We start from the raw sequence: 17,768 nt of genomic DNA, 5'->3' as shown, positions 1-17,768 counted from the left end.
GCCAGCAGGGTCCGCTTGAGCCGGATGCGGGGACGACCCGCACGTCCGGTTCTGAGGGGGCCGGGGTGCGGCAACGCACCCCGGCTACCCGACTGGAGCGCTTCAGCGGACGGAACGTCCTGATCACCGGCGGCGGCTCTGGCATCGGCCAGGCGACCGTGCACCGGATCCTCGCCGAGGGAGGGAAGGTCGTCGCCGTCGACGTCGACGAGGACGGTCTGAAGACGACCCTGGACCGCGCGACCGTCGACGGCACCGCGGACCGCCTGGCCATCCAGGTCCTGGACATCTCGGACGAGGCGGCCGTCGTCACCGGCGTCGCGGCGGCGATCACGGACCTCGGCGGGCTGGACGCCCTGGTCAACGCGGCCGGCATCCTCCGCTCCTCGCACACCCACGAGACCAGCCTGGAGTTCTGGAACAAGCTCCTCGCGGTCAACCTGACCGGCACCTTCCTGATGACCCGCGAGGCGCTCCCCGCGCTGCTCGCGGGCGGCAGGGGCGTGGTGGTCAACTTCAGCTCCACCTCGGCGAGCTTCGCCCACCCCTACATGGCCGCGTACGCCGCGACCAAGGGCGGCATCCAGTCCTTCACCCACGCCATCGCCTCCGAGTACGCGAAGCAGGGCCTGCGTGCGGTCTGCGTCGCGCCGGGCAGCATCGACAGCGGCATGACCCACAACCCGGGGCTGCCCGCCGACGCCGACTTCAGCCTGCTCGCCAAGCTCGCCCCGGCCCTCGGCCAGGGCTTCGCGGGTCCGGAGACGGTGGCCGGGGTGATCGCGATGCTGGCCTCCGACGACGGCGCGTTCGTCACCGGCACCGAGCTGCGCATCGACGGCGGCACCCACATGTGAGCCGCCGGACGGCAGCACGACGGTGGGGCCCCAGCCACTCCCCCCGGTGACACGGGCCCCACCGTCACGTCGCGGACGGCGGGGCCGGGCGCATGACGAGCGCCGGGCTCGTGAAGGCCGCTGACTCGTGACGGCCGCTGGCTCGTGAAGGCCGCTCGGGTCAGCCGAGGCAGCCGTTGCGGGCCGCGGCGAGGACGGCGGTGTCGCGGTCGGCCCGTACCTGGCCGGGCTCGCCGCACCCGAGCGTCCGGCCGCCCACCGTCCTCGCGCCGTACCGGCTCACGGAGGCCGACGTGGCCGCCTGGCGCGCCGTTCGGCCCGCGGCCGGCGACGGGGAGCTGACGCGGCTGCTCGCTTTCGGTGCGTTCGCGGCCGTCGAGCGAGTGGCGGGGTGGATCGGCGGGTGACCGGCCCGCCCGGCCCGTCCGGCCGTCAGCTGCAACCGTCAGCGCAGCGACTTCGCCATCACGAGCTCCCGGGTGGCCCCGCCGGCGAACGGCCCGCCGGGCTCGGCAAGCACGGTGAAGCCGTGCCGGCGGTAGAGCGTGATCGCGGGTTCGTTGCCGGGGAGCACCGCGAGGCGCAGCGTGCTGCCACCGGATGCGCGGGCCCAGCGCTCGACCTCCTCCAGCAGGCGGTCGGCGACGCCCCTGCCGCGCGCCTTCGGTCCGACCCATACCGAGCGCAACTCCCGTACGCCGTCGGCTCCGGGGAGGCCGTCCGCCAGGCCGACGGGAGTGGCGTCCGGACCATCCGAACCGGCCGGACCGTCCAGCAGCGCCGCGACGTGGTGGGCGCCCGGCAGGTGCAACCGGGCGCGCCACCGTCCCTCGCCGCCGTGGTGCCAGTCCGCCAGGCGGGCCTTGAAGGCGTGCGGCGCGTCGGAGAGGGCGGCGAGGCGTAGGTCGCGCCAGAGCGGCCAGTCGTCGGTCGTGAGGATGCGCAGGGTCACCATGGCCGTCACGGTAGGGCGTGGGCGGCGGGCCTTCGCCGAAGGCCCGGGGTCGGCCTGCGGCCGGGGTCGAGACCGGGGCGAGCCGAGCAGGGACGGTTCAGGGCGTGCGCCAGTCGGTGGCGAAGGCGGCGGCCGGGTTGGCGGTGAGGAGGAGGCCGGGCAGTTCGGGGCCGAAGGTGCGGGCGAGCCGTGGGACGAGGTCGTTGAGCAGCTCGGTCCGGCCGCCGGCCCGACGGGCGGTGCGGGTGGTGGTGTCGGCGCCGAGGAGGAGTCGGGAGGCGTGGCCGGCCTCGACGAGGTCGGCGATGACGTCGAAGGCCTGGTGGTCGGCCGGGTGGCCGGCCCGGGAGGGGCTGTCCAGCGCGAAGTAGACGCCTTCCGCCGCGAGTTCGCGGTGCACCCGCACATCCGGCAGCCGGGTGAGGTGGCCGAGGATGATCCGGTGGGGCGGGACGCCGTGTCGAACGTGCAGCCGGTTCAGTACGAGGTGCGGGTGGGCTCGGGGTTCGAGGTGAACGGCGATCGGGGCACCGGTGGCGTGGTGCGCGTCGGCGGCCGCGGCCATCACCCGGCGGGTGTGCGCCGTGGTGGTCCCGGGGTCGCAGGCGACCTTGATCAGGCCCGCCCGGACGGCCGCGGGCGACGCGGGTGCTTCGGGGGCCTCGGGGGCTGCGGGCGGTCCAGGCGGTCCAGGCGGTTCGGTGGCCGGTTCGGCCGTCAGCCCGGTGGTGAGTTCGGCGGTGAAGCGTTCGGCCAGCCCGTCGTACAGGGCGCGGAGGGTGTCCGGGTCGTAGTGGGCCGCCTGGTGCAGGCCGGTGGCGGCGACGACGTGGACTCCGGTCACGCGGGAGAGCCTCGCGAGGGAGTCCGCTCCGCGGCCCATGCCGTACGGGGTCCACTGGACGAACGACCGTCCGCCGACCGCCGCGAAGGCGCGCAGGGCGCCCTCGGCGGCGGCCGGGTCGTCCAGTTCCTCACCGGGGAGCAGGGGGCTGCGGATGAAGAGGTGGTCGTGGGAGTCGGTGGCACCGAGTTCCGCGGGGTCGAGGTCGCCGAGGACGGTACGGATCGTGGGGGTCATGCCCGGTCCTCCTCGGTCGGGGATACCGGGGTCGGGTCTGCGGCAGCCGGGGGCGCCTCGGTCGGGGGCGCCTCGGCGAAGGTGGCGGTGGCGACGCGCAGGCCGGCCAGGGCCTTGGGGACGCCGACGTAGGGGGCGAGGTGGACGATGACCTCGGTGATCTCCTCCCTGGTCAGGCCGATCCGCAGACTGTTGCGGACGTGGTCGGCGAGCTGCGGCTCCACGCCGCCGAGGGCGGTGAGCGCGGCCAGGTTGGCCACCTGCCGGTCGCGCAGGGCGAGGCCGGGGCGCTGGTAGGTGCCGCCGAAGAGACTGGTGACGATCCAGTCGGGGAAGCCGGGCGCGAGACCGTCCAGGCCGCCGAGGGTCGCGGCGGCGACCGGGCCGGCGAGGTCGGCGAGCAGGGCGTAGCCGGCTTCGCGGTCGAGCGGCGCGGGGGTCAGGTCGGCCGGTGTCATCGGGGCGGGGGCCGGGACGGCGGTCGCGGTCGCGGGGGTGACGGGGGCGGTCGCGGGGGTGACGGTCGCGGTCATGGGGCTGGTCATGGAAGTGGCGAAACCTTTCACCAGTGTCGGCCGCCGGGCAGCCGGTCGAGTTCGGGACGGGACAGGTGCAGCACCTGGTAGCGGATGCCCGGCACGTCGTCCGGGGCCGGGCCGTACCAGAGGGCGAAGCGGACCAGCTCCCAGCGGCTCGGATCCACCGCGACGGCGGCGGTGTGCAGAGCGGGGTGCGCGGGGGACTCGGCGAGGGCCCGCTCGACCGCCTCGGCGGGATCGTCGGACTCGGGGAGCCTGACGATGTGCCGGGTAGCCGTGATCGAGGTCGCGGTTGTGGTCGCAGTCGAGGTCGAGGTCGAGGTCGAGGTCGCCGGAGCGTCCGGCACGGCGCCGTGGGCCAGACCGGCGCCGAGCCAGTGACGGACGGCCGGGCGGCCGAAGTCGGCGCTCAGGCCGCGAAAGCCCGGTCCCCAGAGGAAGCTGTTCATGCCCTCGGCGGTGCGCCAGAGGTAGAACGGCGCGTACTGGTTGACGGGCGACCCGTCGCGGCCCCGCTCGCGGACCAGGTACGCCTTGAGCCCGAGGCCCGGGTGCGCATCGAGCAGATGGCCCTTGTCGGCGACGCGCTTGCGGATGATCCCCAGGTCGTAGTCGGCGGGGAGGGTGATCTCGTACTGCATGGCGTGCACGGCGGGTCTCCTCGGTCGGATCGTCGAGCGGGGATCGCTCGGCCAGTCGGTCACGCGGCCGGTCTCGCGGTCACGCGGTCACGCGGTCACGCGGTCAGTCGGTCACGCGCGCGGCCTCGCGGTCACGCGGCCGCTCAGCCGTGCGCGGCGCGGGTCAGGCGGTGCGCTGGGCGGCGAGCAGGCCGAGGGCGCCGCGTACGGCCTGATCGAAGGGCTCGGCCCGGCCGGCCGCGCGGGCCAGGACGTAGCCGCCCTGGACGACGGCGACCACGGCGGCGGCGGTGTCGGCCGGGTCGACACCGGGGACGAGCTCGCCCGCGGCCTGGCCCTCGGCCACCAACTCGGCGATCCGGGCGCGCAGCCAGTCGAAGGTCTCCTCGACGGGGGCGCGCAGTTCGGGGTCGGCGATGACGTCCGGGTCCTGGGCCATCCGGCCGATCCGGCAGCCGCGCAGCACGTCACGGTCGCGGTGCAGGTAGGCGGCGATGCGGTCGTACGCGCCGCCGGGGGCGGACAGGTCGGCGGCGGCGACTCCCCGCAGTTGCTCGGCGCTGCGGCGCAGGGCGGCTGCGGCGAGGTCGGGCTTGCCGGCGAAGTGGTGGTACATGCTGCCCTGGCCGACACCGGCGTGCTGCTGGATGGCCTTGGGGCTGGTGCCGACGTAGCCGCGCTCCCAGAGGAGTGCCTGGGTGCTCTCGATGAGGCGGTCCTGGGTGGTCATGCGAACCACTGTACATACCAGTAGGTACAGAAGGCCAGGAATTTCCCAGCTCGACGCGGACGCGGGGCGGGCGGACGAGTTCGCGCCGGGGACGAGGCGGGCCGACGGGTTCGCGCCGGGGACGGCCGAGGGCCGTGCGCCGCCCCCCGGCGGCCACGGCCCCTCGCCCGCTCGTCTCCCCCGCCCCGACCGGCGGCACTCCACCGCGGCCGGTGGCGCGCGTCACGTCGGGCGGGCGCTCACGGAAGCTCGCGCCTGACCACCGGGGCGACCTCGGCCGCGAACAGCTCCAACTGCTCCCGCTGCGCCCCTTCCGTCAGGGCGTCGACTCCGATCCCGACCACCTCGTTGCCGAAGGCCTCGTGATAGCGGTGGATCTTCTCGATCACCTGCTGCGGGCTTCCGACCAGGGCCGAACCGTGTTCCAACGCGTCCTCCAGCGAGGTGAACGGCGACTTGTTGTGCCGGCCGGCCGCCGAACTGAACATCGCGTCCCAGTACGGACGGAAGCCCTCGACCGCGTCCTGCGAGCGCTTGGCGACGTACAGCCCGCCGAAGCTCGCGCCCACCCTGGCCTCCCTCGGATCGCGCCCGTAGTGCGCCCAGCGCTCGCGGTAGTGCTCCACCAGGGAGCGGTACTTGGCCAGCGGGTGGAAGGAGTTGGCGGAGAAGAGCGGGTCACCGTAACGGGCGGCCAGGTCGGTGGACTGGGTGCTGGTCGCGCTGCCGTGCCACACCGGGATCGGGTCCTGCAACGGGCGCGGCGACACGGCCGCGTCCTTGAGCGGCGGGCGGGTCGAGCCCTCCCAGGTCACCCTCTCCTCACGCCAGAGTCGGCGCAACAGGCCGTAGTTCTCGGCGAGCGCATCCCACTGGCGCTCCTCGGGCAGGCCGAACAGGTCGAAGTGCCGCGGGTCGTTGCCCTTGCCGATGATCAACTCGACCCTGCCTCCGGAGAGCTGGTCGAGCAGGGCGTAGTCCTCGGCGACCCGGACCGGATCCAGGATGCTCAGCACCGTCACCGTGGTGAACAGCCGGATGGTGGAGGTGCGGGCCGCTATCGCGCTGAGCAGCACCGGCGGCGCCGGAGAGAGGAACGGTTCACCGTGCCGCTCCCCCACGCCGTAGCCGTCGTAACCGAGTTGCTCGGCCACGACCGCCTGGTCGATGACGTTCCACAGCTTCTCCTGCGGGGTGCGCTGGACGCCGGTCACGGGATCGGGTCCGTTGGCGACGAGGGACGAGACGGTGAACCGCACGGCGGTCTCCTTGGGGGCGCTCGATGGGGCCTCGGCGCGACGCCCTGACCCGAGGCGCGGGCACGGCTGCCGAGGAGGGGCGGCGGCGGCCCGCGCGGAACGCCCGGGTACGGGCTGCGCTCACGCGGGCGGCACCGGGAGGGGATCGCGGCGGAGCGGCTCTGGGGCGGCGTCAGCGCGAGGTGCAGCGGCGGCGACGACAACAGCGGGGCACGGCGGTCGCGATCGCGGGTGCGGTCATGGCCGTGGCCGTGGCCGTGGCCGCGACCACGGTTGCGGTCGCGGGTGCGGTCGCGGGTGCGGTCACAGCCTGGACGGTCATCGCGACTCCCCCTTCGCCTCGCACGCGTACGATCCCCCGCGAGCATAAGCACCGGTCAGAAACGGGGCAAGGGCTTGATCCGCCCGCGACGACTGGCAAGATGTCCGGCATGAGCTACCTCGCCGCGGATGACCGCTATGCCTCGATGACCTACCGCAAGGCCGGCCGCAGCGGCGTTCAGCTGCCGGCCGTCTCGCTCGGCCTCTGGCACAACTTCGGTGACGCCCAGCCGCTGGAGGTCCAGCGCGCGGTGCTGCGCCGCGCCTTCGACCGGGGGATCACCCACTTCGACCTCGCGAACAACTACGGTCCGCCGTACGGCAGCGCCGAACGCAACTTCGGCTACCTGTTCGCCCAGGACTTCCGCCCGTACCGCGACGAGCTGTTCATCGCCAGCAAGGCCGGCTGGGACATGTGGCCGGGCCCGTACGGCAACGGCGGCAGCCGCAAGTACCTGCTGGCCAGCCTGGACCAGTCGCTGGACCGGATGGGGCTGGACTACGTCGACGTCTTCTACTCCCACCGCTACGACCCGGACACCCCGCTCGAGGAAACGATGGGCGCGCTGGACAGCGCGGTGCGCTCGGGCAAGGCGCTGTACGCGGCGATCTCCAACTACCCGACGGAGCAGCACCGGGAGGCGGTGGCGATCCTGCGCGAGCTGGGCACGCCGGTGCTGCTGAACCAGTCGGCGTACTCGATCCTCAACCGGTACGTGGAGGAGGGCGTGCTGGACGCGGTGGGCGAGACCCGGACCAGCCTCATCGCCTACTCGCCGCTCGCCCAGGGCCTGCTGACGGATCGCTACCTGTCGGGCGAGGTGCCGGCCGGTTCGCGGATGTCGGTCGGGCGGTTCCTGACCGAGGAGGCGCTCAGCGGGCCGAAGCTGGAGCAGCTGCGGGCACTCAACAAGGTCGCCGAGCGGCGCGGGCAGACGCTGGCGCAGCTCGCGCTGTGCTGGGTCCTGCGGGACCCGCGGGTGGTCTCGGTGATCATCGGGGCGAGCAGCGTCGCCCAGCTGGACCAGAACATCGACGCGCTCGCGGGCGGTCCGCTGACCGCGGAGGAGCTCGCGGAGATCGACCGACTCAGCCTCTGAGCGGGTAGGGGGCTTGCCGCCGGAACGGGCGAACAACTAACAGCTGACAGATTTCATCATCTGTCAGCTGTTAGTTGTCACCTGTCAGCCGTCAGCGGCGGATGCCCAGGGCGGGCAGTACCGTTTCTGCAACCCGGTGGGCCTCCTCCAGCAGGGGGTTACCGGAGAGGATGAAGGTGTCGACGCCCAGCGACTCGAACTCCTGCAACCGCTCGACCACCTGGGCCGTAGAGCCGACCACCGCCGTACCGGGGCCGGGGCGGAACAGGCTCATTCCCGGCCAGAGGTTCGGGTAGGCCTCCAGCTCCCGGGCCCGTGCGGGCACCTTGCCGCCGTGCTGGCGGAACTGCCGCTGCCAGCCGACCCCGTCCTCACCCTTCGCGCCGCCCAGTTGGCGGGCGTACGTGGCCTCGCTGGTGACGTCGAGCAGGCGGTCGGCGGCCGCCCAGGCCTCGTCCTCGGTATCGCGGACGATCAGGTGCAGCCGCAGCCCGATCCGCAGGGTCCGGCCGTGGGCGGCGGCCCGCGCCCGGACCAGGTCCAACTTCTCCTTGAGCAGGTGCGGCGGCTCGCCCCAGGTCAGGTAGACGTCCACGCGCTCGGCCGCCATCTCGATGCCGGCCGCCGAACTGCCGCCGAACCAGAGCGGGATGCCACCGGGCTGGACCGGCGCCAGCTCCCGCAGGCTCGCGCCCGCGTTCTTCAGTTCGTAGAACTCGCCTTTGTGGTCGAAGACTTCGCCGGCGGTCAGGCGCTTGACGATCGACCAGTACTCGGCGCTGAGCCGGTAGCGGTCGTCGTGCTCGACGTCCAGTCCGTACTCGCGCAGTTGCGCGGTCGAGCCGTTGACCACGTTGAACCGCAGTCGGCCGCCGTGCATCCGGTCGAAGCTGAGCGCCATCTTTGCCAGCAGGGTGGGCGAGACCAGCCCCGGGTGGACGGCCAGCAGCGGCTTGAACGCCGGGGTGGTGACGGCCGCGAGCGCACTGCCGAGCGTCCACACGTCGTAGAGGTCGGTCGCGAGCAGGGCGCCGGTGTAGCCCAACCGCTCGACGCTTCCCGCCAGTTGCTGCAGGTAGCGGAGATCCACCGGGCGGCGGCCGGCCGGCTCCCACGGGTAGTGGCCCTCGCGCGGGATGATGTACCAGAGGACTTCGGAGGCCATGGTTCAGACCGCCTTGGCGAGCGCGGCGGCCACCGGGGCCTCCAGCGCGGGCAGATGGGCGTCGGCGACGGTCAGCGCCCGGTCGATGAACCCGACCCCGTGGAAGATGTCCGCGGCCTCCTGCTGCTCGGCGATGAACCCGGCGGTGGCGGGCTCCAGTTGCCACGGCAGTGCGGCCAGCGCCGTCTGCCAGTCGACGGCCGAGCCGCCCAGCTGCTCCGCCGCGATCGCGGCCGCCTCGGCCGGGTGGGCGGCCACCCAGGCGTCCGCCCGGCGCAGCGCGGCGGCAATCGCGGCGACCACCTCGGGGCGCCCGGTCGCGAAGTCCCGGCGGGTGAAGAACACCGAGCGGTCGGTGATGACGTCGCCGGTGCGGATCAGCTCCCGAAAGCCCCCGCTCCGGCGGGCGGCGGCCAGTTCGGCGCCCTGGGCGATCCACCCCGCGATCTCGCCGTCGCGCAGCCGCTGGGCCTGGTCCTCGCCGGCCGCCGGGCGCACCGGGGTGACGTCCTCGGCGTACGAAAGCCCCTGCGCGTGCAGGGCCTTGGCGAGCAGATGGGTCTGCCAGGATCCGATGCCCAGCACGACGGTGCCGCCCTTGAGGTCCGCCACCGCCTGGACCGGGCCGCCGTCCAGCACCAGCAGGGCGCCGTGGTCGGGCCGGGGTGCGGAGACCGCCGCGTACACCAGGTCGTGGCCGGCCGCCTGGGCGGTGACCGGCGGGGTCGAGCCCGTCCCGCCGAAGTCGATGGTGCCGTCGGCGAGCAGCGCACCGGTGCGGGTGCCGTCGGCATAGTGGTGGAAGGCGCCGGTCTCGCCGAGCGGGGCCAGTTCCTCGTCCAGGTAGGGCAGTCGGGCGAGGTAGTAGAGCGAGGGGTTGCCGGCGTGGACGCCGAGGGTCACGGTCATCTGTTCAACTCCGGTGGTGCGGGCGGGCGGTCTTGAGGACGGTTCGGTGGGGCCGCTTACGGGTCAGTGGACGCCGAGGTCGGCCAGCAGTCTGCGGCGCAGGTCGGCGAAGGCCGGGTCGGCGGGGTCGCGGGGGTGGTCGACGGCGACCGGTTCGTCGCGCACGAGCAAGCCGTCACGCAGGACGGCGACGCGGTCGGCGAGCCGGACGGCCTCCTCCACGTCGTGGGTGACCAGCAGCACGGCGGGGCGGTGGCGGCGGACGAGGTCGCCGACCAGGTCCTGCATGCGCAGTCGGGTGAGCGCGTCCAGTGCGGCGAACGGCTCGTCGAGCAACAGCAGTTGGGGTTCGCGGACGAGGGCCCGGGCGAGGGCGACGCGCTGCGCCTCGCCGCCCGAGAGGGTGGCCGGCCAGGCGTCGGCGTGCTTGTCCAGGCCGACCTCGGCGAGCGCCTTGAGTCCGGTCTCCCGGGTGGCGGCGCCGCGCGGCAGGCCGACCGTGACGTTGGCCAACACCCGCTTGGACGGGACGAGTCGGGGCTCCTGGAAGACCACCGTACGCACCGGCGGGACGAGCACGGTGCCCTCGTCGGCCCAGTCGAGCGCGCCGAGGATGCGCAGCAGGGTGGTCTTGCCGGTGCCGCTGGCGCCCAGCAGGGCGACGAACTCGCCCCGGGCGATGGAGAGATCGACGCCATCAAGGACAGCCCGGGTGCCGAACACCCGGCGCAGGCCCCGCAGATGGACGGCCGGAGCGGCGGCCGCGGGAGCGGCGGTCGCAGGCACGGAAGTGGCGGAAGTGGCGGAGGTGGCGGTGCTCATCGGGCTGCTCCCTGGACGGCCTGGCGCCACGGCATGAGGAGGCGTTCCAGGACCCGGACGACCGCGTCGGCGGTGAGGCCGAGCAGCCCGTAGATCAGGATGCAGACGGCGAGGATGTCGGTGCGCGAGTAGTTCTGGGCCTGGGCCATCAAGTACCCGATCCCCTCGGTGGAGTTGATCTCCTCGGCGGCGATCAGGGCGATCACGCTGAGCGTCATCGACAGCCGCAGACCGGACAGCAGGGCGGGCAGCGCGCCGGGCAGGACGACGGTGCGCACGATGGCCCAGCGGCCGAGCCCGAAGCTGCGCATCGCCTCGACCAGCTTGCGGTCGGTGTTACGGACGCCGCCGGAGGCGGACACGTACATCGGGAAGCTGGTGGCGACGCCGATCAGGGCGACCTTCGCGGTCTCGGTGATGCCGAACCACACCATGAACAGCGGGACCAGCGCCAGGAACGGGACGGTGCGCAGCACCTGGATCGCGGAGTCGAGCAGTTCCTCGCCGAGCCGGGTGAAGCCGGTGACCACGCCGAGCACCAGACCGGTGGTCGCGCCGAAGAGCAGGCCGAGGCCGGCCCGGGTGAGGGAGACCCCGAGGGCATCGGTGAGCTGGCCGTTGCCCCACAACTCGCCGACGGCTCCGGCGACCTGGGCGGGTGAGGCGAGGACGTCCTGGGTGAGGGCGCCGGTGGCGGAGGCGAGCGCCCAGCCGCCGAGCAGGGCGAGCGGGCCCAGGGTGCGCAGGATCACGGCGAGGGCGCGCGGGCGGGGTCGCTGCCGCCTGGTGTGCGGGGTGACGAGTCCGGCGTCGAGGGCGAGGCGGGTCTCGTCGGTGGTGCGGTCGGGGGCGGCGGTGGTCACTTGGCACCGTCCCCGAGCTTGTTGATGTCGATCAGGTACGGCTTGACGTCCACGAGTTGCTTGGTGACCTTCTGGTCGGCGAAGAACCGGGCGACGGTGCCGAAGCGGGCGGTGTCGGCGTCGGAGATGGCCTCCGCGGCGGCGCCCTGCCCGCTGACGTTCACCGCGATGTCCTTCTCGGCGGGGGTGACGGCGGTCGGGCCGGAGTCGGTGAAGACGTTGAGGTAGGCGGCCGGGTCCGCCTTCTCCTTGAGGCCGTTCTCGCGCAGGTAGGTGTAGAAGGTCTTGACCACCTCGGGGTGCTTGTCGGCGAAGCCGTTGCGGACGGCCCAGACGGCGTAGTTGTCGGATCCGACCTCCTTGCCGTTGGCCAGGAAGTGCGCCCCGGCGTTGGCGATGGTGGGCGTGGAGAAGGTGTTCCAGGTCGCCCAGGCGTCCACCTGGCCGGAGTTGAAGACACCGGCCGTCTGGTCGGCGCGAAGGTAGACCCGCTCGACCTTGTCGGCCGGGACGCCGTTCTTCTCCAGCGCCTTGAGCAGCAGGTACTCGCTGGTGCCACCCTGGGAGACGGCGACCTTGCGGCCGACCAGGTCCTGGACGGACTTGATGGGCGAGTCGTTCTTCACCAGGATCCCTTCGCCGACGCCGTCGGGCGCGGTCTGGGCGAACAGCTTGAAGCCGGGCTTCTGGGCGAGCGCGGCGACGGCCGAGGTGATCGAGCCCAGGGCGACGTCCAGTTGGTCGGCGGACAGGGCCTGCGCGGCCGGGGCGAACGGGCCCGCGCTGCCGGTCCAGGCGACCTTGGCGTGGACGGCGGCCAGCGCCTTGTCCAGCGAGCCGTCCTTCTTGCCGCGGGCGAGGAACCCGTTGTTTCCGGGGTCGGGCAGGCGGAGCACCACGTCGGCCTTGCCGCCGGCCCCGCCGTCGGCGGAGGCCTTGGTCCCGTCGGCGGACGAGCCGCAGGCGGCCAGTGCGGTGGAGGCGAGCAGCGCGGTGGCGGCGAGGGCGAGGCGGGGGGTCTTCACGGGGTCTCCAAACGAAGGACAGCTGACAAGTGACAACTTTCGAAATCTGTTATCTGAAATCTGTCTGCTGAAATCTGTTAGTTGTGATCTGTCAGCCGGCGGCCGGGCGGCGCTCAGCCGCCCACCGCGGCGCGGCGCCGTTCGCGCAGCAGCTCGTGGGCGGCGCGCAGGGGTTCCGGGTCGGCCCAGCCGGGGATGTCGACCGGGGAGGCGAGGAATCCCCGGTCCCCGAGGAAACGTTCCTGCTGCGCCAGCAGCTCCAGGCGCTCCGCCGAGAGGTCCAGGTGCAGGGTGCGGTGGCTGCCCGGTGCGTACGCCCCGGCCACGCCCTCGGCGCCCGCGCCGGTCTCGGCCCGCAGGATCCGCACCACCTCCGCCGGGCGCTCGGCCGCCCAGTCGGCGGCCTCCAGCAGAACGGCGAGGAAGCGGGCTACCAGCTCCGGCTGCTCGTCCAGCAGTTGCTGGTGGACGGTGACCGGCCGAGGCGTCCCGTTGTTGACCCGGGCCCGGCGGTCCGGCGCCGCGTCCAGCTCCACGGCCACCTCCGCCCCGACCCGGCGGGCCGCCTCGACGGCGAGCGCCCCCTTCACGTACACGGCGTCCACCACACCGTCCCACAGCGCGGCCAGCTCGCCGGCCCACTGCCCGCCGCCGGGCAGGCCCGGGACGTCGACCAGCTCGGCGTCGTCCAGCGTGAGCCCGGCGAGGCCGAGGGCGCCACGGAAGCCGGCCAGGGCCATCGCCCGCCAGAAGTCGATGCCGATGTCATGATGTGGGACCGCCAGCCGCAACCCGCGCAGGTCGCCGGGGCCGGTGATGCCGCTGCCGGCCCGGACCAGGACCACCTGGCGCTCCTCGATCCAGGTGAGGCCGACCAGCCGGGTCCGCTCGCCGCGCGAACGGGCCCACAGCGCCGGCACGTTGCCGCCCTCGCGGAACAGTCCGGTGAGCGCGTGGGTGTAGTGGTGGTCGGCGGCCACCTCCGGCGGGGCGTCCTGGAGCGAGCGGACGGCGATCCCGTCGGCGGCGAACTCGCGGGCGAGCCACCCCTGGTCGGCGGCGATCCCGGTGGCGGTGGGCACCGGGCAGCGGGTGAACCAGAGGGTGTCGGGGGCACTGGGGGAAGGGCTGGGCACGGGGTGTGGTCCTCTGCGGAGGGGGCGGGTTCGGCGGGCGCCGGAAGGCTGCGGGTCTGGGCACGCCGCGCGGGTCACGGGGCCGGGGCGTCGGGGAGTTGCACGAGGTGGCGAGTCGGGCGGGGCGGTGGGTCGCGCGAGGCGGGGAACGCCGGACGGTGCGACGCGAGGGGAGCGTCAGCGACAACACGCGCAGGAGACGGGGCACCGGTGGATCGTCACGGCGTCGCTCCTTCCTGCGGGTCGGGGTTGCGGGTGGTGCGCCGGGCGGCGGGCGTCCGGCGCGATGGGAGGAGCGTTCCACGACGATCGAGCCGGAGGCAAGGTTTTGCCACATGGTGGGATCACTTGTTCATCAACGCCATTCCATTGCAACGTCGTCGACACAATCCCGCAGCACTCGCTGCCCTACGCTGAGACTCCTCCCGGTGATCCAGCCGGATTCCCGAACCGAAACGCGAGGTGCCATGGCCGAGGCCGCCACCGCCGTCCAGGGCCCGCCGGCCGGTGCGCAGGCCGTCCAGCGTGCGCTGGGGCTGCTGCACTGCTTCCACGACAACGGCCCCGACCTGAGCGCCTCCGACCTGGCCCGCCGGATGGACCTCTCGGTCTCCACCGCGCACCGGCTGGCCCGGACGCTGGTCAGCGCCGGCTTCCTGGAGCAGGACGAGCAGACCGCGCGCTACCGGCTCGGCCCGGCGGTCGCCGAACTCGGCCAACTCACCTTCCACCAGCGCGGACTGCACCTGGCCGCACCCGAGTTGGACCGGCTGTCCCGACGCACCGGTGCGACCGCGGACCTCGCGATCCGCAGCGGTCCGCACGCGGTCATCCTGGTGGGAGCCTCCGTCCGCCCGGACACCGGCCTCGGGCTGCGCCGGCCGCTGCACTCCACGGCGCTCGGCAAGGTACTGCTGGCCTGGCCGCGCCCGGGGGAGCCGGCGGTGTCGGCGCTCGGCCCGCTGCCGTCGTTCACCGATCGGACGATCACCGAACCGGCCCGGCTCGACGAGGAGTTGGCGAAGGTCCGGAGCTCCGGGTACGCGCTCAACGACGGCGAGTCGGCCGCCGGGGTGCGGACGGCGGCCGTGCCCGTCCTGGACGGCACCGGGCAGGCCCGGTTCGCGCTGGCCGTCCGCTCGACCCCGGCGCACCTGACCGACGACCGCCTGGACTGGTTCCTGGGCCACGCCCGCACCTGCGCCGACGCGCTCGCCGTCCTGCTGCTGCCGCCTGATCAGCGTGCCTGACGACACGTCACAATGCCGCAGCGGGCTGCCCATTGCGCGATGGCACGGGCAACCCGCCGCGGCAGGAAGTTCGATGGCCGATCAGCTGGCCGGGGTGTACTTGTATCCGACCCGACGGACCGTCACGATCGTGTCCCGGTAGCCCGGTCCGAGCTTGCGGCGCAGCCGGGCGACGTGCACGTCGACCGTGCGGCCGTCGCCGACGTGGCCGTAACCCCAGACCGCCGAGACCAGGTGATCCCGGGTGTGCACCCGCTGCGGGTGCTCGGTGAGGTGGGCGAGCAGCTCGAACTCCAGGTAGGTGAGGTCGAGCAGCCGCCCGTCGACGTAGGCGTTGCGCCGCTCGGCGTCGACGGCGATGCCGCGCCCGGCCGGTCGGACCGGGCGAACACCGGCCTGTGCGGGCACACTCACGTGCACACCGGCGTGCGCACCGACGTGCTGTACACCCGAGGGCCCTCCGAGGGGCGCGCCGGCGGGCACCGCCGCCACCGGGCTGTCGGCCGGCACGAGCACCAGGTACCCGACCATCGGATTCCCGGTACCGGCGCCGAACTGCGTGCCGTACTGGGCGAGTAGACCCTGCGGCAGCGCGCCCTGCGGCAGTGCGGCGACGACGGTCGCCCCCTCGGGCAGCGCGGCGAGCAGGGCCGCCGGCGCGGCCGGGAGGACCGCGCCCGGCTGGGGCACGACGCCCGCGCCCGCCGGACGGGGCGGGATCGCGTGAGAGGGCCGGACCGCTCCCCCGGGCCATCGCTCGGCGGCCGGCGAGCCGTGCGAGAGCGGGGAGGCGGAGGAGCCCGGCGCGCCGGAGACGCCGGAGCCGACCGGGGCGACGCCCGGGACGGAGCGGACCGCGCGCAGATGCGGGGTCGCGGAGGGCAGGGGCAGGGTGGCCGTGGATGAAGAAGACATGGTGTGCCGCTCATTTCGCGCGTGACGGACGGGGTGGAGTCGTCTGCGCGTCGACCGGGCGTACTGCCGGGCTGATCCGGAATCAGCCTGCGGAGGGCCGGGACGCGCTGGGCGAGCCCGGACACGTCTGATCGAACAGGTGCGGCTGCCGGGACGGCCAGAACGGCTCAAGGTCGAGGCGACCCTGGTGGCTGTCCCCGGCGCGGTTCGCGCGCCCGTTCCACCGCCTGGCCGGTCCACCCGCGCACATCGCGGAGGCCGCCCCGGTCGAGCGGGGACGGCCGGCGATGCCGGGGGCGGGGCTGGTGCAGGCGATGTTCACTGGTGGTCTCTCCGCGAGGCGGGGCCGGATCGGCGGTCGCGGGCACGCCGGATGAGGCGGGTCCGCTACGGCCTGGTCGACGGGATTGGCGGTGCGTCAGACGGCGGCCGGGTGGGCCGGGAGCGTCAGGGACGTACCGGGAAGGGGCTGGCCGGTCACCGACAACAGGCGCTGCAGATCAGCGCCTGGTCGATGTAGCGACGGACGGTGAGCACCGGCGTGACGGGGGCGGGATCGGTCGTGGCGCGTCGCTGGCCGACGGTCATCCTGCTGCCCTCCCCCTTGCTCTGCACGACGGCGCGTCGTCGTCGATGCGCGCCTTCGTGAACGGAACGTTTCCGGCCCTCCCGACGGCATGGCCGGGCGGCTTTCGTGCCCAGAGCCTTCCACGCCGGGCCGGTCTAGGCAACCTTCGGCACACCGAACGTCCGGGATGCGGACAACCGAATGAGACGTCGGGAGGCTCGGAGGCTCTGTGAAGCCTCTGTGCGGGTGCAGTGCCGGACCGAGGGCGCACTGCCGGACCGAGGGTGCGGCGGCGTCAGACCAGGGACGCGGTGTCGTCAGACCAGGGACGCGGTGTCGTCAGACCGGGGGCGCGGAGGCATCAGACCCGGACGCGGTGTCGTCAGACCGGGTCCCAGCAGCGCTCTACCCGGGGTGTGGCGGCGTCAGGTCCGGGCCGGGGCGCCGCGGTGGCGACGGGCGGCGGCGTGCTCGACGAGCGCGACCAGGAGTTCCTTCCCGTCCTCCCGCAGGCGGGCGTCACACAGCAGCACGGGAATGTCCGGGTCGAGGTCGAGCGCGTCGCGGACCTCGTCCGGGGAGAACCGCTCGGTGCCGTCGAAGCAGTTCACCGCGACCACGAACGGGATGCCGCGCTGCTCGAAGAAGTCGACCGACGGGAAGCAGTCGGCCAGCCGCCGGGTGTCCGCGAGCACCAGTGCGCCGAGCGCGCCGCGGGCCAACTCGTCCCAGACGAACCAGAACCGGTCCTGCCCGGGTGTGCCGAACAGGTACAGCGCGAGTCCGGGCCGCAGGTCGATCCGGCCGAAGTCCATCGCCACGGTGGTGGTGCGCTTCGCCTCCACGCCCGAGGTGTCGTCCACCGGGCGGCCCAGTTCGCTGAGCTCCTCCTCGGTGCGCAGCGGCCGGATCTCGCTCACCGAGCCGACCAGCGTGGTCTTGCCCGCGCCGAAGCCGCCCGCGACGAGGATCTTCACCGCGACGGCCGGGCCGCCGCGCCAGCGCGGGTCGTTGGCGCGACCGCCGGAGCCGTGGCCGCCGGGGGTGCCGCCACCAGGGGTACTGCCGGCAGCGGTACCGCCGGCAGCGGCGCGGCCGTCGTGGTCAGAGCGCACGGAGTCCATTGATCACGTCTCGCAGCAGGCGCTCGTCCGGCAGCTCGGCGAGCGGAACGGGTCGGGTGACGCTGATCAGCTCGGCGTCGTAGAGGTCGCCGAGCAGCACCCGGACGACGCTGACCGGCAGGTCGGTGTAGGAGCCGAGTTCGGCGACGGACAGCGGCTCGCGGCGGCACCAGGCGAGGAGGGTCTGGTGCTCCGGGTCGAGGACGTGCGCGGGCACGGCCCCCGCGTTCGGCCCGGGCTCGGCGGCGGTGATCAGCGAAATCAGGTCGAACAGGCCGTCCTCGACCGGCCGGGTGCGGCCGCGGGTCATCGAGTAGAGCCGCACGACCGGGCCGGCCTCGTCGTCGAACCAGCGGTCGTCGGCAGGGGCACGCGGGTGGAGCAGGTCGGACTCGGCCCCGTCCTGGCCCGTCTGCTCCACCACCGCCCCGGCCGACACGTCCGAGCCGCCCGAGCCAGACGACTCGGGCGGCCCCGCCGCCTCAGCCTTCGGATCCGCCATCGGACC

The 17,768-nt window shown here is 73.7% G+C and carries 20 protein-coding genes; 3 read left to right on the top strand and 17 right to left on the bottom strand.

Features of this window, described 5'->3' with window-relative positions:
- The first annotated feature begins 92 nt into the window (after nucleotides 1-92).
- On the top strand, nucleotides 93-857 hold the full coding sequence (locus ACFWPI_RS33045) for an SDR family NAD(P)-dependent oxidoreductase (protein ID WP_063349995.1): 765 nt from the start codon (nucleotides 93-95) through the stop codon (nucleotides 855-857).
- Between the two features lie 160 nt (nucleotides 858-1,017).
- Here the strand turns inward: ACFWPI_RS33045 and ACFWPI_RS33040 are convergent, their stop codons facing one another.
- From ACFWPI_RS33040 to ACFWPI_RS33005, 8 genes are all read right to left on the bottom strand, one after another.
- Nucleotides 1,018-1,140, bottom strand: coding sequence for a hypothetical protein (locus ACFWPI_RS33040; RefSeq protein ID WP_380376857.1), 123 nt, complete (start codon nucleotides 1,138-1,140; stop codon nucleotides 1,018-1,020).
- Nucleotides 1,141-1,302: 162 nt separating this feature from the next.
- A complete protein-coding gene (locus tag ACFWPI_RS33035) occupies nucleotides 1,303-1,812 on the bottom strand; it encodes a GNAT family N-acetyltransferase (protein WP_380376859.1) in 510 nt (169 codons plus the stop codon).
- A gap of 97 nt (nucleotides 1,813-1,909) precedes the next feature.
- Entirely contained in the window at nucleotides 1,910-2,893 is a 984-nt protein-coding gene (locus tag ACFWPI_RS33030; protein ID WP_380376861.1) for a phosphotriesterase, read from the bottom strand.
- Nucleotides 2,890-3,438 carry a carboxymuconolactone decarboxylase family protein gene (locus ACFWPI_RS33025; protein ID WP_380376863.1) on the bottom strand — a complete coding sequence of 183 codons (549 nt, stop codon included), beginning with the start codon at nucleotides 3,436-3,438 and terminating at the stop codon, nucleotides 2,890-2,892. The genes ACFWPI_RS33030 and ACFWPI_RS33025 overlap by 4 nt, the downstream gene beginning before the upstream one ends.
- 17 nt (nucleotides 3,439-3,455) lie before the next feature.
- Nucleotides 3,456-4,082 (bottom strand): DUF4865 family protein, encoded by a 627-nt coding sequence (locus tag ACFWPI_RS33020; RefSeq protein ID WP_380376866.1) that lies wholly within the window; start codon nucleotides 4,080-4,082, stop codon nucleotides 3,456-3,458.
- A 154-nt stretch (nucleotides 4,083-4,236) separates the two neighbouring features.
- Nucleotides 4,237-4,803: a TetR/AcrR family transcriptional regulator gene (locus tag ACFWPI_RS33015; protein WP_380376869.1), complete on the bottom strand. Its 567-nt coding sequence runs from the start codon at nucleotides 4,801-4,803 to the stop codon at nucleotides 4,237-4,239.
- A gap of 239 nt (nucleotides 4,804-5,042) precedes the next feature.
- Nucleotides 5,043-6,062, bottom strand: coding sequence for an LLM class flavin-dependent oxidoreductase (locus ACFWPI_RS33010; RefSeq protein WP_380340254.1), 1,020 nt, complete (start codon nucleotides 6,060-6,062; stop codon nucleotides 5,043-5,045).
- 172 nt (nucleotides 6,063-6,234) lie between these two features.
- Entirely contained in the window at nucleotides 6,235-6,384 is a 150-nt protein-coding gene (locus tag ACFWPI_RS33005; RefSeq protein ID WP_380376872.1) for a hypothetical protein, read from the bottom strand.
- Between the two features lie 109 nt (nucleotides 6,385-6,493).
- Here ACFWPI_RS33005 and ACFWPI_RS33000 point away from each other — a divergent pair, with 109 nt between their 5' ends.
- Nucleotides 6,494-7,483, top strand: a complete 990-nt coding sequence (locus ACFWPI_RS33000) for an aldo/keto reductase (protein WP_380376875.1) — start codon at nucleotides 6,494-6,496, stop codon at nucleotides 7,481-7,483.
- A gap of 91 nt (nucleotides 7,484-7,574) precedes the next feature.
- Here ACFWPI_RS33000 and ACFWPI_RS32995 read toward each other — a convergent pair whose 3' ends face one another.
- The 6 genes from ACFWPI_RS32995 to ACFWPI_RS32970 form a co-directional block, all read right to left on the bottom strand.
- Nucleotides 7,575-8,648, bottom strand: a complete 1,074-nt coding sequence (locus tag ACFWPI_RS32995; protein ID WP_380376878.1) for an LLM class flavin-dependent oxidoreductase — start codon at nucleotides 8,646-8,648, stop codon at nucleotides 7,575-7,577.
- Between the two features lie 3 nt (nucleotides 8,649-8,651).
- Nucleotides 8,652-9,557, bottom strand: coding sequence for an ABC transporter substrate-binding protein (locus ACFWPI_RS32990; RefSeq protein WP_380376881.1), 906 nt, complete (start codon nucleotides 9,555-9,557; stop codon nucleotides 8,652-8,654).
- Nucleotides 9,558-9,620: 63 nt separating this feature from the next.
- Nucleotides 9,621-10,379: an ABC transporter ATP-binding protein gene (locus ACFWPI_RS32985; protein WP_380376884.1), complete on the bottom strand. Its 759-nt coding sequence runs from the start codon at nucleotides 10,377-10,379 to the stop codon at nucleotides 9,621-9,623.
- Nucleotides 10,376-11,242, bottom strand: a complete 867-nt coding sequence (locus ACFWPI_RS32980; RefSeq protein WP_380376886.1) for an ABC transporter permease — start codon at nucleotides 11,240-11,242, stop codon at nucleotides 10,376-10,378. The genes ACFWPI_RS32985 and ACFWPI_RS32980 overlap by 4 nt, the downstream gene beginning before the upstream one ends.
- On the bottom strand, nucleotides 11,239-12,267 hold the full coding sequence (locus ACFWPI_RS32975) for an NrtA/SsuA/CpmA family ABC transporter substrate-binding protein (RefSeq protein WP_380376889.1): 1,029 nt from the start codon (nucleotides 12,265-12,267) through the stop codon (nucleotides 11,239-11,241). Before ACFWPI_RS32975 ends, ACFWPI_RS32980 begins: the two co-directional genes overlap by 4 nt.
- A 113-nt stretch (nucleotides 12,268-12,380) precedes the next feature.
- Complete coding sequence (locus tag ACFWPI_RS32970) at nucleotides 12,381-13,403, bottom strand: ABC transporter substrate-binding protein (protein ID WP_380376891.1); 1,023 nt, start codon at nucleotides 13,401-13,403, stop codon at nucleotides 12,381-12,383.
- A 467-nt stretch (nucleotides 13,404-13,870) separates the two neighbouring features.
- Here ACFWPI_RS32970 and ACFWPI_RS32965 point away from each other — a divergent pair, with 467 nt between their 5' ends.
- Complete coding sequence (locus tag ACFWPI_RS32965) at nucleotides 13,871-14,653, top strand: IclR family transcriptional regulator (RefSeq protein WP_380376893.1); 783 nt, start codon at nucleotides 13,871-13,873, stop codon at nucleotides 14,651-14,653.
- 81 nt (nucleotides 14,654-14,734) lie between these two features.
- Here the strand turns inward: ACFWPI_RS32965 and ACFWPI_RS32960 are convergent, their stop codons facing one another.
- The 3 genes from ACFWPI_RS32960 to ACFWPI_RS32950 form a co-directional block, all read right to left on the bottom strand.
- On the bottom strand, nucleotides 14,735-15,568 hold the full coding sequence (locus ACFWPI_RS32960) for a winged helix-turn-helix domain-containing protein (RefSeq protein ID WP_380376895.1): 834 nt from the start codon (nucleotides 15,566-15,568) through the stop codon (nucleotides 14,735-14,737).
- Between the two features lie 993 nt (nucleotides 15,569-16,561).
- Complete coding sequence (locus ACFWPI_RS32955) at nucleotides 16,562-17,113, bottom strand: ATP/GTP-binding protein (protein WP_380376947.1); 552 nt, start codon at nucleotides 17,111-17,113, stop codon at nucleotides 16,562-16,564.
- A 127-nt stretch (nucleotides 17,114-17,240) separates the two neighbouring features.
- A complete protein-coding gene (locus tag ACFWPI_RS32950) occupies nucleotides 17,241-17,762 on the bottom strand; it encodes a DUF742 domain-containing protein (protein WP_380376897.1) in 522 nt (173 codons plus the stop codon).
- Nucleotides 17,763-17,768 lie beyond the last annotated feature (6 nt).

Source organism: Kitasatospora sp. NPDC058492 (assembly GCF_042720685.1).
Lineage (GTDB): Bacteria > Actinomycetota > Actinomycetes > Streptomycetales > Streptomycetaceae > Kitasatospora.
Note: the sequence above shows the minus strand (reverse complement) of the source record. Positions and strands in the feature narration are given on the sequence as shown.

Bases quoted from the DNA above. Each gene is read 5' to 3' on its own strand.
- ACFWPI_RS33035 (WP_380376859.1), bottom strand. From the start codon at position 1,812: ATGGTGACCCTGCGCATCCTCACGACCGACGACTGGCCGCTCTGGCGC.
- ACFWPI_RS33030 (WP_380376861.1), bottom strand. From the start codon at position 2,893: ATGACCCCCACGATCCGTACCGTCCTCGGCGACCTCGACCCCGCGGAA.
- ACFWPI_RS33025 (WP_380376863.1), bottom strand. From the start codon at position 3,438: ATGACCAGCCCCATGACCGCGACCGTCACCCCCGCGACCGCCCCCGTC.
- ACFWPI_RS33015 (WP_380376869.1), bottom strand. From the start codon at position 4,803: ATGACCACCCAGGACCGCCTCATCGAGAGCACCCAGGCACTCCTCTGG.
- ACFWPI_RS33005 (WP_380376872.1), bottom strand. From the start codon at position 6,384: ATGACCGTCCAGGCTGTGACCGCACCCGCGACCGCACCCGCGACCGCA.
- ACFWPI_RS33000 (WP_380376875.1), top strand. From the start codon at position 6,494: ATGAGCTACCTCGCCGCGGATGACCGCTATGCCTCGATGACCTACCGC.
- ACFWPI_RS32995 (WP_380376878.1), bottom strand. From the start codon at position 8,648: ATGGCCTCCGAAGTCCTCTGGTACATCATCCCGCGCGAGGGCCACTAC.
- ACFWPI_RS32990 (WP_380376881.1), bottom strand. From the start codon at position 9,557: ATGACCGTGACCCTCGGCGTCCACGCCGGCAACCCCTCGCTCTACTAC.
- ACFWPI_RS32985 (WP_380376884.1), bottom strand. From the start codon at position 10,379: ATGAGCACCGCCACCTCCGCCACTTCCGCCACTTCCGTGCCTGCGACC.
- ACFWPI_RS32965 (WP_380376893.1), top strand. From the start codon at position 13,871: ATGGCCGAGGCCGCCACCGCCGTCCAGGGCCCGCCGGCCGGTGCGCAG.
- ACFWPI_RS32960 (WP_380376895.1), bottom strand. From the start codon at position 15,568: ATGTCTTCTTCATCCACGGCCACCCTGCCCCTGCCCTCCGCGACCCCG.
- ACFWPI_RS32950 (WP_380376897.1), bottom strand. From the start codon at position 17,762: ATGGCGGATCCGAAGGCTGAGGCGGCGGGGCCGCCCGAGTCGTCTGGC.